The 14,128-nt window shown below is 34.5% G+C and carries 14 protein-coding genes; 3 read left to right on the plus strand and 11 right to left on the minus strand.

Annotation, left to right across the window (positions count from 1 at the left end; genetic code table 11):
- Window positions 1-7: 7 nt before the first annotated feature.
- Complete coding sequence (locus ACQKMI_RS06950; protein ID WP_427487899.1) at window positions 8-367, minus strand: response regulator; 360 nt, start codon at window positions 365-367, stop codon at window positions 8-10.
- Window positions 368-680: 313 nt separating this feature from the next.
- Between ACQKMI_RS06950 and ACQKMI_RS06955 the strand changes: the two genes are divergently transcribed.
- A complete protein-coding gene (locus ACQKMI_RS06955) occupies window positions 681-845 on the plus strand; it encodes a PH domain-containing protein (protein ID WP_427487900.1) in 165 nt (54 codons plus the stop codon).
- Window positions 846-1,099: 254 nt separating this feature from the next.
- Here ACQKMI_RS06955 and ACQKMI_RS06960 read toward each other — a convergent pair whose 3' ends face one another.
- The 10 genes from ACQKMI_RS06960 to ACQKMI_RS07005 form a co-directional block, all read right to left on the minus strand.
- On the minus strand, window positions 1,100-2,710 hold the full coding sequence (locus tag ACQKMI_RS06960; protein ID WP_427487901.1) for a DUF4179 domain-containing protein: 1,611 nt from the start codon (window positions 2,708-2,710) through the stop codon (window positions 1,100-1,102).
- A complete protein-coding gene (locus ACQKMI_RS06965; protein ID WP_427487902.1) occupies window positions 2,703-3,239 on the minus strand; it encodes an RNA polymerase sigma factor in 537 nt (178 codons plus the stop codon). Before ACQKMI_RS06965 ends, ACQKMI_RS06960 begins: the two co-directional genes overlap by 8 nt.
- A gap of 898 nt (window positions 3,240-4,137) precedes the next feature.
- Entirely contained in the window at window positions 4,138-4,740 is a 603-nt protein-coding gene (locus ACQKMI_RS06970) for a nucleotidyltransferase domain-containing protein (protein WP_427487903.1), read from the minus strand.
- 176 nt (window positions 4,741-4,916) lie between these two features.
- Window positions 4,917-5,507 (minus strand): histidine phosphatase family protein, encoded by a 591-nt coding sequence (locus ACQKMI_RS06975; protein WP_427487904.1) that lies wholly within the window; start codon window positions 5,505-5,507, stop codon window positions 4,917-4,919.
- Window positions 5,508-5,625: 118 nt separating this feature from the next.
- Window positions 5,626-6,099, minus strand: coding sequence for an 8-oxo-dGTP diphosphatase (locus ACQKMI_RS06980; RefSeq protein ID WP_427487905.1), 474 nt, complete (start codon window positions 6,097-6,099; stop codon window positions 5,626-5,628).
- A 758-nt stretch (window positions 6,100-6,857) separates the two neighbouring features.
- Window positions 6,858-7,610, minus strand: a complete 753-nt coding sequence (locus tag ACQKMI_RS06985) for an ABC transporter ATP-binding protein (RefSeq protein WP_427487906.1) — start codon at window positions 7,608-7,610, stop codon at window positions 6,858-6,860.
- Complete coding sequence (locus ACQKMI_RS06990) at window positions 7,607-8,671, minus strand: iron chelate uptake ABC transporter family permease subunit (RefSeq protein ID WP_427487907.1); 1,065 nt, start codon at window positions 8,669-8,671, stop codon at window positions 7,607-7,609. The genes ACQKMI_RS06985 and ACQKMI_RS06990 overlap by 4 nt, the downstream gene beginning before the upstream one ends.
- Window positions 8,668-9,684: an ABC transporter permease gene (locus tag ACQKMI_RS06995; RefSeq protein ID WP_427487908.1), complete on the minus strand. Its 1,017-nt coding sequence runs from the start codon at window positions 9,682-9,684 to the stop codon at window positions 8,668-8,670. The genes ACQKMI_RS06990 and ACQKMI_RS06995 overlap by 4 nt, the downstream gene beginning before the upstream one ends.
- A gap of 19 nt (window positions 9,685-9,703) precedes the next feature.
- Window positions 9,704-10,735, minus strand: coding sequence for a siderophore ABC transporter substrate-binding protein (locus tag ACQKMI_RS07000; RefSeq protein WP_427487909.1), 1,032 nt, complete (start codon window positions 10,733-10,735; stop codon window positions 9,704-9,706).
- Between the two features lie 350 nt (window positions 10,736-11,085).
- Window positions 11,086-11,763 carry a response regulator transcription factor gene (locus ACQKMI_RS07005; protein WP_427487910.1) on the minus strand — a complete coding sequence of 226 codons (678 nt, stop codon included), beginning with the start codon at window positions 11,761-11,763 and terminating at the stop codon, window positions 11,086-11,088.
- Between the two features lie 252 nt (window positions 11,764-12,015).
- Between ACQKMI_RS07005 and ACQKMI_RS07010 the strand changes: the two genes are divergently transcribed.
- Window positions 12,016-12,336, plus strand: coding sequence for a hypothetical protein (locus ACQKMI_RS07010; RefSeq protein ID WP_427487911.1), 321 nt, complete (start codon window positions 12,016-12,018; stop codon window positions 12,334-12,336).
- 313 nt (window positions 12,337-12,649) lie between these two features.
- Entirely contained in the window at window positions 12,650-14,047 is a 1,398-nt protein-coding gene (locus ACQKMI_RS07015) for a hypothetical protein (protein ID WP_427487912.1), read from the plus strand.
- Window positions 14,048-14,128: the final 81 nt, after the last annotated feature.

A 14,128-nucleotide genomic window follows, 5' to 3' on the forward strand; every position in this document is an offset into this window, starting at 1 on the left:
AACTAAATCACCCTTCTATCAATAATTCTATCTCCTTCAGTTTCGCAACATTTATCGGTTTATTAATAAATGCTAACGCTCCAGCAGATAAAACCTCGTCACGAACCGCCAATTGCACATCAGCCGAAAGCACGATAATTTTAGCCGTTGGGTATTTCTCTAGTAATTTTCCAATTGCCTCTTGTCCACTCATCTTAGGCATTAATAAATCCATAAATACAAGATCAGGTAGAAAGGTTGCAAATACTTGAATACCTTCAACACCATCATTTGCTGTTTCATAAACAGCATCAGGGTAAATAGATTTTAATGTTTGTATTGTTGTTTTTTGAGAAAACACGGAATCATCTACTACAAGTACTTTCATAAAAATTTATCCTCCGCTATTAAAATCATGTTTCTTAAAATAATATCACAATTATTCTTTATTTGAAAAATATTTGACTAGTTCTCTAAATGTTGGTGAAATTTATATAAAAAGTTTTTTACTAGGATCCCTCTTCCATTAATAAATTTTTGCTGAAAATTCATAGAAAAGGTAAAAAAAGAAGTGATTATACATTTATCTCATTTTTAGGTAACATTGATATATATAATGTTAATTTTCTGTAAAATAAAATATTTAAAGATTAAAAATGAAACCGCTATGAGAAATTGAGCTACTTTCTTTATTATTTCATTTGGTTTTCTGTGAAGATTATCTATTATTAAAAGGAGGACCATTCAAAAGTAAAATTCCGTATCAAAACATAACAAAGGTTTCTCCAACGACAGATAGATTCACTCGTTATCGAATTTCATCGTCTAATATAGGACTTGAATTATTTTTTAATCAGCAACCCTAGGAAGGATCAAGATGTTACCAAATGATACATTCGAGTTCATCGCTGAGATGAACTTAATTAAGCTTGATAGGAAGGAAAAGAAAAGCGTATTTTGAATTAATCAAAACACGCTTTTTCTATACTCAATTGAATCATCCTTTTATTATCATTTGCCTTATAGTAACGCTTTCGCTACGAAAACACTTGTAACTGCCGTTTCACTTACGTTACATAAAACATCTACTGAAAGAAGTTAAATCTACACTGCAAACGATTTACTGTAAAATAATAGTTTTAGCTCGATCTTCATTGACAGTATAAAAGAAGAAGTTTAATGTAATATCTTTCTCCTTTATATTTTTAAATGTTTCTACTTGCTTATGTGTTCTTAACACGCCATCATTAGAACGACTTTCAGCAAAGATTTTTTTGCCATTCTGATAAATAACATTTTGAACAATACCACCAAATTGCTCGTTCTTACTTTCCGATTCAACAATTAAATCACTACCATTAGCATAGTAGGTAATATCAATTGGATATCCATCTAATTCAGTTTTTATAGTTTGTGGTACATCAGAAATATTTGTTAGCTCTACTTTGTCTTGCTTTTCAGCTTTATATTCAACGCTCGCATCATTTAGGGTAAGAGCAATTTCTTTATTCGTAATATCCTTTATCAGCTCCTGCGTTTCAAAGGAAAGATAATCTTCATAAAAGTACCCTGATAATTCTTGGTCACCAATTCGTAATTTAATTTGATGATAATTGATATAAACTAGATTAGAATTGGCATCTATATTTTTTTTATTAAAATAAAGCTTGACCCTGCTCGGTGTAATCACAAGCTCTTTAAATTGAAGTTGCTGAAAGCCTATCTCAATTTTTTCGTCTATATCCATAACAAAAGTAGACTTTTTAGCAAGGTCTTGATTGTATTGGAAATCTAGATTCCACGTTTCTGGTTTATAACTTACTGTATCCGTATAACTTAAAAATACCCCTAATTTATCTACCGCTTCTTTTTGTATCTCTAGTGAATCACTTCTTTTAATAACATTTGCTTGAGGACGTTTATGAGTAACGCCAAAACTTGCAATGGTTTCATCTTGAATTTTATAAGATAAATATGCGTCTTCTATGTTATTAGACTCTTCCAGGTCGATAAGATAATCCAATATATATTGCCCATTTAGATAATCATTTGAAATGAACTCTATTTGTGATATTCCATCTTGATGAATGTTAATCTTTTCAGGATATGTGTTCGATTGAGCCAAATCTTTTAACTCTATACTTTTCAGTTGTATTTCCTTTACACCACCTAGTTGAAGTGTAACATCGCTGTTGTGTGGGATTTCCTCATCTGTTTTTAGAATCCCTACTAATTGATCTGTTTCCTGATTATATACTGCGTTAGCCTCCATCTTTATTTCTTTGCCGTCACTTATTTTGAGTAATGCTTTTTCGAAATCCGCTGCATAAATTGAATCATCGTGATCAATATCTAAGCTAAAGTTAATAGTAGTACCATTCTGATCTGAAATTACATTATGAATATTTAATACACCAGCTTCGTTTTCTACAGCTTTATTGACTTCCTGTCCAAAGCCATTTTCTAAAGAAGTAATAACGCCTGTTCTATTCATATTTCGCATCCAGTCCAAGATTTCTGTTGTATATTTAGCAAGTACAGGTGTGGCTGATAAAACAATTGTAAACATAATGGCGGTTAATATAATTTTGGGTTTATAGCTATGTTTTTTAGTTTTATAATGATGATTTTGTTGTTTACGGATGATTTTACTCCACATTTCATTCTCATTAGGATAATCTACTTGATCGTACTTCACTTTTTCTTTTATTAAATCGTCCATATTACTCATGATGATCCCTCCATTCAAATAAAAAATTGTCATCCACTTCGATAAACTTTTTCGTTAATTTTTTACCTTTAAAAAGTCTCGATTTAACCGTCCCCTCAGGGATTTTTAAAATTTGAGCAATTTCTCTATCTTTACAATCATGCACATATTTCAATACCATTACCTTCCGTATACGAACAGGCAGTTTGTTCATTAAATCAACTAACTCACTTTTATTTTCATTGAGCTGTATTGTTCGCTCAATATTTTGGGTATTGTCAACTCGTATAAATGATAGGAAATCAAAATTTTCTTTTAATAGCAGTCTGTTCTTTTTCTTTAAATAATTTCGAGACATATTCATAGCAATACTAAGTAACCAGGATTTTTGATTTTGTATAGCATGAAAATCTTCAGTCAAAGCTTTTGCAAAAACATCCTGACAAAGATCTTCTGCATCGTATTTATTTTGAAGCATGTAATAGCAAGCTCTGAAGACGTCTTTATAATATGTTTGAAACAAAACTCTCTCATCGCTAATTTGTTCCACAATCCCACCTCCTTTTCCGATTTCTACACAAGTAACAATTTAGCATTATAAATAGTTCATTTTTTTAAAAAAACTTTATAGAATTTCGTTAAATGAAGTTCAATAAATAAATCGGATTTATGTATGGGCATACTTCTAAAGAATATTGAAGCAGAAAGATTTGCTTACAACATGGGATTGAATTCACAGCTCTAATACGTTGTTTTTATTGCCCTTATCATTGGCTTTATGATTAAACGTCGCGATACCACCCTCATTTGTGTACTAGGCATCTTTGCTACAGGCGATTTAACTGCATCCATTCTTTTAGATACATAAAAAAATCAATGCTATTTTCATAACTTTTCTTTCCTTAGTAGACCTCAAAAAGGCTTAGAAATAATTCTTAAGCCTTCTTCCAAATTGTAGCTTTAGAATAAAGATTGATACAAAATCCCCTTCAACCTTTATTTATCTGCAAATATAAAATGCCATTTTGAAAAAAGATTGATCAAAATATAGTTAATCTTTCTAACTAATGTTGAGATTTTTTTAAAAATTTTGATCAATTAAAGGAATCTTGTTCAACTAAACATATTTCTACAAGTAGGGGGTGAACAGTTTAGTTGACGGGATCAATGTCCCACGCCCCCGTTCCATCAGCAACTATTTTGTAATGTAGGTCATTATTCCAAATGCCTTTGTGTAACTCATTTTCAATGATTAATGATTCGTTTCCTAATGAGTAAGGTTCAAGTGCTTTTTTATTTCCCATCCCTTTAGAGTTAAGTAGTGGATTTCCTTATCTATTAAATTTCTCAAAGTGGTCATTAAACGTATCTTTATATCTTGTTGTTTGTTAATATCCAGCTCAATTAACATTTTGTACAGTTTCTCTATTGAATCTTAATTTTCCCTCTTAGATAAAGTCAAACCATGAATGACCAGTTGGAAATTGTATTTTCAAAGTCATTTTTAGCCAGTCCCTTTGTTCAGGCAATAAATATGGAAGCATAATTTGAAGATCTTTAAAATCTTTTTCTCTAACGTTTGAACTACCACCCTTATAAAGGAGTTGAATCTCGGGTCTCAAATAAGGTACCCCCTCATTTGTTCTTAAAAATATATCTTCTAATCTTCTTCGAATAGATTTTTCTCTCCTGTATATCCAAGATTGTTGCTCTGTCTCTACTATCATAATTTGAAAGGCCCATGGGGAACTACTGCTTTTGCTAACCCAGATGTCTTTTGTAGTTTTTAAAAATTCACCTTCTTGCCAAAGAACAAGTTTCCCATTCTCTGCCTTGTATAACATACAATCATCTGACAAATGATTATAGGTAGTTAATTGTTCCTCTCGAAGTATTATTACATCTATATCATCATGTACCCTTGACTGTTCGCCTAAATGTAAATCTAAAGCCCATCCCCCTGCAATACCCCAATTAATTGGAATAGTAGAAAAGAGCTTATAAATCTCTGTTACGGTGATTGATTCCCAATTATCTATATCTGTCCTCATATAAATGTCCTCCTCATAGCTTTGAAATAAAATTTGATTAAAAGTATGCTGCAAACGTTGATTTGCGTTATAAAAATCCCACCGTTTTGAAAAAAAGATTGAGCTAAACGGTGGGATATTATTGATTTAATAGCGTGTTTTTTTAAAGGTTGGACAAAATTTTTATAAAAGGTACCCTATATATTCTCTAAATGATTCGTATCATTTATAAAGTGAATTACCTTTTCCTTATCAGTAAATTCAATTAAACTAATTCCTGTATCTCCGATTTTAAAATAATAATCCATGTTGATTGGCATTTGGTAAAAAGCACGTAATATATTATTAATTACCCCGCCATGAGCAACAATCGCAATTCGTTCATATTTATTTCCTGTCACAATCTTAGAAAATATCGTTTCAATCCTCATACGAAATTCTATGAATGATTCTCCATTTTCAAAACGATCATGAGAAAATTTTGGCTCTGGATATTTTTTCGCCTCTTCAAAGGATAATCCAGCTTGTACACCATTATTAAACTCCATTAATTCTTCTTCCAATTGCACTGGGCACCCAATAGTTTCTCCTAATGTTTCAGCGGTTTCACGTGCTCTTTTTAACGTACTTGCCCATATAAAATCTGGTGGAAAATCATTTTTTACTTTTTGTGATAAACTTTCCACTTGCTTTCTACCTCTTTCCGTTAATTCAAAATCAGCTCTTCCTTCATGTACGTTTAAAATATCTGCTTCCGATTCTCCGTGTCGAATTAATAGTATTTGCATGTCTTTTCCCCCTAATATCTTATAAATTTTCAGTTATATATGTATTGAACTGACCTCGACGTTATTGAAAAGCGACTGCACTATTGAACAATTGCCCCCAATAGTCTAATAAGAAGTTTTATGTGTTACGTATTGTAACTTTCCCTTCTTTATTTTCTTCGTGGTTCCATTCAACTTGAATCTCAAATGTTCCATCTTTAAAAAATAAAGGAAATCTTCTCCGTATCGATGTCTGCATAGGAAGTTTATATGCGTTCTCTATATCTACCCAAACAGCTTTCCCCTCTGGAGCATCTTCCAAGAGTTCACCCTCGAAATCCTTTGTTATGTAATTAAATATCATATACCTATCTTTAGCGACTGGATTAACATATTCATAAAGCCCTTTATAAATAAGGTTGCTAACTTCTAACCCAGTTTCTTCTTTTACTTCTCTGATAGCACTCTCTACAATACTTTCAGGAAACTCAACTTTACCACCCGGTGGAATAAATCCTTTGAAATTGTCGTGCTGTCTATCCAGAAGTAAAACTTTCTCTTCACTTTGAATCATACAAACAGTCCATATTTTATAATTAATAGAATTACTCATAATTCCCTCCGTATTTTCATCACCATATATTTATCCTTCTTATTCGACTAAACTGCGTCTTTAGTTTAAGTAGAAAAAGACTCTACCCCTTATTGAAGTAAAGCACCCTGTTCGTATTATAAGGTCAACCGGAGAAATCTGGTTATAGCTTAATACCATGACAGAAAGATTAGCCTCAATCAATAAAGTACATTCTATGGCTTTATGTGTATGTACACCTTGTTTTTCTAATGCTTGAAGCAATGAAAATTCGATGGTTCGTTTTTCGTGATATTGTATGTCAGATAATCGTATACAGTATTGATTTTGGCCGACGGTAACTATGTATTTTTCATCTGGTGAGTATCCTTTCTCGACTTTTTTATAGATGAATACCCTTTAAGGCTCGATATGTGGTCTATTACACTTTCAATTAACAAAGTCAATCCGCCTTTCTCGCAACAAATAAGAATGAAAATGATACTATACGGCCGAGTGACTGTCAATGTTATGTTATTTTGGTTTTATAATCCTTTTTTTGAATTTCTCCTTGAAAAACGTCAGAGTATATTAAGATCACTAAATTTCTCGTTATGACATACTTCAACCATTATCGTTGGCAACGGCATTTGAAAAAGCTGCCGCCTGTAAAATACAGACAGCAACTTCAACTAGAGTAGCTGTTTTGATCTATGCAAGCTACAGTAAATAATTTAAATTTCTATTAGTTTTTTGGCATACTCATTATTTAGGATGCTTCTTTTTTTAAAATTTCGTAACTAATAAACAGCGATTGGCCCATAAGGACCTTCGATAATTTCTATTTTTGTTTCGAAAATATCTGTCAAAATTTTCGAGTCCATAACCTCTTCTACTGTTCCAAAAGCGGCAATTTGTCCATCTTTCATAGCACAAATTCTATCAGAATATTTGGCTGCAAAATTTATATCATGCATAACAGTCAGAATTGTTCTTCCAAATTCATTAGCCGCAAGTCTCAAATGCTCCATCATTTGAACAGAACGAGCAACATCAAGATTGTTCAGAGGCTCGTCCAAAAGTACATATTTAGTCTCTTGGCATAAAACCATTGCTACATATGCCCTTTGTCTTTGACCACCTGAAAGCTCATCTAAATATCGATCTTCTAAATCAGTCAAGTCTAAAAAATCGATATATTTGGAAATAATATTCTCATCTTCTTTCGTTAATCTTCCCTTTGAATAAGGAAATCGTCCAAATCCAACTAGTTGTCTAATAGTAAGCCTAGTTACAAAATGATTTTCTTGACGCAATATAGTCAAAATTTTTGCTAAGTCTTTTGATTTGGATTCAGCAATATCCATATTTGCCACCTGAATTTGACCTTCCTCCATATCCAAAAGTCTTCCAATCATCAAAAGTGTCGTAGACTTTCCAGCGCCATTTGGGCCAATTAAAGAAGTAAAACCCGCTTTTGGTATTTCAATATTCAAAGGTCCTATTTTTACCTCATCAGTATAGAACTTTTTAACATTATCAATTTTTATCATAAAGCCCTCTTCCTTAAAACTACAGTTAAAAATATTATTCCACCAAATAATTCGATAATAACTGAAACCACACCTTGAGCATGGAATACATGATACATCAAAAAGTATGCACTCGTTATTATCAAAAATCCTATAGCAAGAGCCATTGGAAAAATATATCTATGATCATAAGTTTTCGCCGCCTGATAGCTCAAAGTCGCTACTAAAAAGCCATAGAAAGTAAGCGGTCCAATCAAAGCTGTTGAAATTGACATCAAAATAGCAACTAAGACAAGCGTATAAATTACACTAGATTGATATTTCACTCCAAAAGAAGTAGCAACATCCTTTCCTAGTGACAATATATTTAGATTCTTAGAATGAGCAAGAAGTAATATTGCTACAATTATTACCATAGGAATTACAATAGGAAAATATGCAGAATCTGCATTGTTCACAGAACCAAACAATCTTGCCTGTAAAATATCAAATTCAGAAGGCGCAAGTAGTCTTCTCATGAAAGTTGACACAGAATTTAGCCCAGTGCCCATAATAATTCCAACTAAAAGCATAAGTTGTAAATTCCCGTATTTACCAGAAAGTAGCCATCCATAAAGGATCAAACTCATCAAGACCATCACAACAACTTGAAATAAAAATGATCCAATCCCAGTAAAATTAATCAATGCACTAGCACCAAAGAAAAATATTGTACTAGTATGAATTGTTGAGTAAAGTGCTTCGAAACCTAAAAGCGAAGGAGTGATAATCCTATTATTGGTAATCGTTTGGAAAGCAACCGTCGACAAGCTCTGACAAACTGCAGCAATAATCATTGCAACAAGAGCTACGATCCTTCTCATAACAACTGGGATAAAAGAAGGTGAATCTACTGGAACTGGATTGTTATAAACTAAAAGTCCATATGAAGAAAGGATGCCCAAAGCAATCAATGTTATTAGCAAAATCCAATAACGTCTTTCTTCCTTCTTAGAACGAAAAGCCCTAGCTGATCTATTTTCATTATGAAGGCTAGAATCGATTTCGACATTTTCTTTATTTCTATATTCCAATGTGTTCATCGGCGCCTCCTTGGTTTTCTTTGTCTCAATAAAATAGTAATAAACACGACTGATCCCACTGTTCCAAGTATTAATGAAACAGGTACTTCAAAAGGCATTATAATTGTTCGAGAAATTATGTCACAGGCAGTTATAGTCCCCATTCCTATCACACATACCCAAGGTAAATTACTCCTAAGATCATCGCCTCTAAACATTGAAACAATGTTTGGGACAATTAAACCTAAGAAAGGTAAGTTTCCAATAACAGCTGCAACAATTCCAACTGCAAAAGAAATGAGAACAGTACCAAAAAGAACAATCCTATTGTAATTAACGCCAAGGCTCGTTGCGACATCTTCTCCTAGTCCAGCTAAAGTCAATCTATTAGCATAAATAAAAATAAGCAAAGTAACGATAACAATTAGCCATAAATATTCATATCTTCCCACTTGAACAGCCGCAAAAGAACCTACAAACCAAGTTTCAATACTTTGCGTCATTTGGAAAAAGAGTCCCATAAAAGTGGACACTGCAGAAATGACTGCTCCAAGCATCAATCCAATAATCGGGACAATTAAAGACGATCGAAGTTTAACTCTTCTTAAAAATAAAAAGAAAATCATAGTTCCTATAAAAGAAAAAATGATTGCACCAGTCATTCTTAGAACTAAAGTCGGGGCAGGAAATAATAAATAAACAAAAAGCAGCCCTAAACCTGACCATTCAATAGTCCCTGTTGTAGTAGGTTCAACAAAACGATTCTGTGTGATCAGTTGCATTACGAGTCCTGCCATTGACATTGCAGCTCCAGTAAGCATTAGTGCAGCTGTTCTCGGAACACGAGTTATGAAAAACATCTCCATTCCATCCTCATGTCCTCGTATATCATACACTCCAGTAAACAGTGATATAATGCCTAAAATAATAACAACTATAATCGCTAATATAAAAGGTTTTGTCCATATCTTATTGTAGTTATAAAACTGGGGTTGAGAATTTATCTCAACCCTAGAAGTTACATTTTTCAGCACTATTTTATACTCCTTTACACTACTTAGCTTTAGCTAAAGTATTTGCAAGGTTTTCAAACAACTCTATATAAGTCTGAATTGATTCATTTGTGTAAGTATCTGCTGGTGCATAAACAATATGTTTTTTAGAAACTGCAGTTGTTTTTTGAAGAGCAGGTGCGTTAGCAATAACATCCTGAGCAGGAACTGAATTCTCTTCACCAGAAATTGCAGCATCACGATCTAATACGAAAAGCCAGTCAGGATTACTTTCTGCAATAGCTTCAACAGAAACTTCATCACCTTTATGATCTGAAGTAGAATCGGCAACTTCTAATGCTGGAGCCCAACCAAACATTTCATACATTGGTCCCCAAACACGTCCAGAATGAGGAGCTGCAAAACCAATATCCCCACCACCAACGATAACACTCATCACTTTATCTGTTCCATTATAAGCAGATTTAGCATTTTCGATAACTTTATCAAAATCAGCTACCACTTGTTTAGCTTCTTCATTTTTATCGAAAATTTGTCCTAAAGCAATTGTAGAATTTTTAAGTCCATTTACTAAGTTTTCCCCAGGCGTAGCAGCTTCCTCAGAAACATCTACATTAAGATCAATAACAACTGCATTTGGTACTAATTTTTTGATCTCTTCGTAATAGCCAGCAAATCTTTGACCGACGATTACTAGTTCAGGGTTTGCAGCTGCAATAATTTCAAGATTTGGTTCGCGGTGATTTCCAATATTTTTAACTGAATCGTCCTTTACATATGGTGAATCCGCAGGCATTACATCCTTTGGAACAGCCACTAAATCAATTTTCCAATCAGCTAAAGTTTCAAAAGTTCTATTATCCAAAGCAACTACATTCTTTGGGTTTACAGGAACAGTAACAGTTCCATGGGCATCAGTGATTTCAACTGTCGTAGGCTTAGCAACCTCTTCGCTTCCTTTATCTTCATTAGACTTTGACTCTTCATTAGTTTTATTACTTGAGCAAGCTGCTAACATCAAAGTCAAAACTGCCAAAATTCCAACTAACTTTAAAAACATAGATTTCTTCATACATATACTCCTTATGTAATTTATTTTGAAAACGATGAAGTCTATAGATTGAATTGGATAGTAATTGCTAACCACCCCAATTGCTATTGATAATCATTTTCATTTGGTTGTTCTGTGACTTAGTATAGTTTTTAATTCTGTGAAAATCTTGTGAAAGATATAAATTTATAAAGAAAGTTACTTTCAAGCATAGATTCTTATAGTTTCCGTCTCTTCAATAGCTTCCAGATCAGATTTAATAGAACAAAAAAACGAGCAAAACTAGTTGAAACTGTTTTACTCGTTTTTTTCGATTATGTTTAATGTTGATTACTGTGACAAACTGTACTTTACCTATTATCTTATTTTTACTATTCAATCATTGAATAGCCCCTACCATGGATTGTTTGAATATATCTGTCTTTCTTCGAGCACTTTAGCTTTTTTCTTAAATACCCAATATACAAATCCACTACATTTGGATTGACTGCTACGTCATATCCCCAAACCTGATTTAAAAGCATTTCACGGCTCAATATTGTATTTTTATTCTTGATTAAAAATACAAGTAAATCATATTCGCGCTTAGTAAGCGGGAGATTTTCGCCACCTTTTGTCACAATATTGCTGGATGCATCCACGAAGAGGTCTTTAAACCGAAAGTAATCAGTCTCGATTGGCTGAATACAGTCCCCTCTTCTTAATATAACTTCTATCCTTGCTACTAATTCTTCTTTCACAAATGGTTTTCTTATATAATCATCTGCTCCTGCTTGTAATCCTGCTATACAGTCCTTGCTGGACACATTGTCAGTCACAATGATTATTGGGGTCGTTTTAACGGCCCGTATTTGTCTGCAAATTTCCGGTCCAGATATACTTAACGAATCCCAATCTAATATGATAAGATCCCAATCTTGCTCATATACTATGTTTAAACCTTTATTTTCATTGTGAAGTGTTAAAATGAAATAGCCTTCTTGCTTTAAACCGCTTCCGATTTTCTTTGCTAAAGACTGTTCATTTTTAATTACCAACACTTGCTTCACCTATAGTTCACCTCTACTTCATTACATAAAATAATTTATTACAAAAAAGAATATCGGATTTATAAATCTTAAATTCCTAAAAAAGTATTATAATTCAACTTATAAGGATAAATTTGAGATATTTCGCAATAAATATGTATAAAATGCATTGGATATGGTTTAACGTCGCGACACCACCCTCATTTGTGTATTAGGCATCTTCTTCATGCTGGCATGAATTAATCAAATCCGCTGGAATGCGAAAAAGTGGACATGTGGATTCTAGTCTACTTCCACAATATCGATAATGATTATCATTGTCAATTAAAATCAGAACCACTATTGTTTCATAATTCGTCGCTATGGCGGGCTATCCACGTCTTTGATGATTCTATCCACGAATTGGGCAGGGCTATCCACGTTTTTGATGGTTCTATCCACGAATTGGGCGGGGCTATCCACGTCTTTGGCATCTCTATCCGTCGCTTTGACGATTCTATCCGTCACCTTGGCTCTTCTTTCCGTCACTTCGACTATTCTATCCGTCGCTCTGACCATGCTATCCGTCACTTCGACCGCTTTCCGTCGTTCTGACTATTCTTTCCGCCGCCTCTGACCTTACTTTCCGTCGCTTCTGCCACTCTATCCGTCGCTGTGACCTTACTTTCCGTCGCTTCTGCCACTCTATCCGTCACTTCAACCACTTTCCGTCGTTCTGACTATTCTTTCCGCCGCTTTGACTACTCTATCCGTCGTTCTGGCCATACTTTCCGTCGCTTCTGCCACTCTATCCGTCACTTCGACTGCTTTCCCTTGTTCTGACTAGGTCGAAATTTTTCAAAACCATCACCAACTTTTTTCCCCTTCATATTCTATAGAATCAGATCGAATTTTGAGGGGGAAACGTATGGGGATTGAATTCACAGCTCTCCATTGGATTTACGTTGTTTTTATTGTCCTTATCATTGGATTTATGGTTAAACGTCGCGATACCACCCTCATTTGTGTACTAGGCATCTTCATGCTTGCAATCTTTGCTACAGGCGATTTAACTGCATCCATTAGTGGTGTTTTTAACAGTTTTATTTATGCCATTACAGAGCTGTTGTCGATCATTCTTATTATTTCTATTATCGTTGCCATGAGTCGGGTGATGATGACTTCTGGTATTAATGAGGTCATGATTGCTCCTTTTACAAAAATCATTAAAACACCTGCACTCGCTTATTGGACGATTGGTCTGTTAATGATGTTTATTTCGTGGTTCTTTTGGCCATCACCCGCTGTAGCACTGTTAGGGGCCGTTTTATTACCTGTTGCTCTACGTGCTGGCTTACCAGCACTTGGAGTGGCGATGGCGATGAATTTATTTGGTCACGGAATTGCTCTCTCGAGTGATTTTGTTATACAAGGGGCTCCGAAGCTGACTGCTGACGCTGCTGGTATTCCAGTCGGTGAGGTAATGTCTGCTAGTATCCCTCTTGTGATTACTATGGGCGTTGTTACTACGTTGGTCGCCTATATTTTATTGCGACGTGATATGAAGCGTGGATCACTAAATCTATATGCTACAAACGATACAAATGAAGACGTAGAACAAGTAACTGCTGAAAACCTGCTGACACTCGGGCAAAAACGCTTTTTCGCAGTACTTATTCCAATCGCCTTTGTACTCGATGTCATTGCAATGTCTATATTAAAATTACAAGGTGGAGATGCAACAGCTTTAATTGGAGGGACAGCTGTCTTTATCCTACTGTTGCTTTGCCTTGTATCTCACAAAAAACAAGGGCTTGAAAAGACAACAAGCTATTTAATTCAAGGATTCCAATTCGGTTTTAAAGTGTTCGGACCGGTTATTCCTATTGCAGCTTTTTTCTATCTAGGAGATTCCGGATTTACACAAATTATTGGTGATTACTTACCAGCCGCTTCACATGGTATCGTCAACGATCTCGGCGTAGGTCTAGCTGCGGTAGTTCCATTAACGAAGGGAATTGCAGTCGTCACTTTAGCAGTCGTTGGCGCCATCACAGGCTTAGATGGTTCTGGTTTCTCAGGTATTTCCTTAGCAGGTTCCGTCGGTAGTTTGTTCGGTAATGCTATTGGTGGCGGTACTGCAACTTTAACGGCTTTAGGACAAATAACAGCGATCTGGGTTGGCGGAGGAACAATCATTCCCTGGGCATTAATCCCGGCTGCTGCCATATGTAATGTTAGCCCCTTCGAGCTTGCAAGACGTAATTTACTGCCCGTAGCTATTGGTCTTATTGTTACAACCATTGTGGCGGTGTTTTTAATATAACATTATAAAAGCAGGGAACTCTTTTAGTGGTTTCTTGCTTTTTCTTCTTCCACACAATTCCAATGGTATAATTTAACTATA

The sequence above is a fragment of the Lysinibacillus sp. NPDC097214 genome, from assembly GCF_050277945.1.
Classification (GTDB): Bacteria; Bacillota; Bacilli; order Bacillales_A; family Planococcaceae; genus Lysinibacillus; species Lysinibacillus xylanilyticus_B.

Bases quoted from the DNA above. Each gene is read 5' to 3' on its own strand.
- ACQKMI_RS06980 (WP_427487905.1), bottom strand. From the start codon at position 6,099: ATGAGTAATTCTATTAATTATAAAATATGGACTGTTTGTATGATTCAA.
- ACQKMI_RS06970 (WP_427487903.1), bottom strand. From the start codon at position 4,740: ATGAGGACAGATATAGATAATTGGGAATCAATCACCGTAACAGAGATT.
- ACQKMI_RS06950 (WP_427487899.1), bottom strand. From the start codon at position 367: ATGAAAGTACTTGTAGTAGATGATTCCGTGTTTTCTCAAAAAACAACA.
- ACQKMI_RS06985 (WP_427487906.1), bottom strand. From the start codon at position 7,610: ATGATAAAAATTGATAATGTTAAAAAGTTCTATACTGATGAGGTAAAA.
- ACQKMI_RS07010 (WP_427487911.1), top strand. From the start codon at position 12,016: ATGTGGATTCTAGTCTACTTCCACAATATCGATAATGATTATCATTGT.
- ACQKMI_RS06975 (WP_427487904.1), bottom strand. From the start codon at position 5,507: ATGCAAATACTATTAATTCGACACGGAGAATCGGAAGCAGATATTTTA.
- ACQKMI_RS07000 (WP_427487909.1), bottom strand. From the start codon at position 10,735: ATGAAGAAATCTATGTTTTTAAAGTTAGTTGGAATTTTGGCAGTTTTG.
- ACQKMI_RS06990 (WP_427487907.1), bottom strand. From the start codon at position 8,671: ATGAACACATTGGAATATAGAAATAAAGAAAATGTCGAAATCGATTCT.
- ACQKMI_RS06960 (WP_427487901.1), bottom strand. From the start codon at position 2,710: ATGAGTAATATGGACGATTTAATAAAAGAAAAAGTGAAGTACGATCAA.
- ACQKMI_RS07015 (WP_427487912.1), top strand. From the start codon at position 12,650: ATGGGGATTGAATTCACAGCTCTCCATTGGATTTACGTTGTTTTTATT.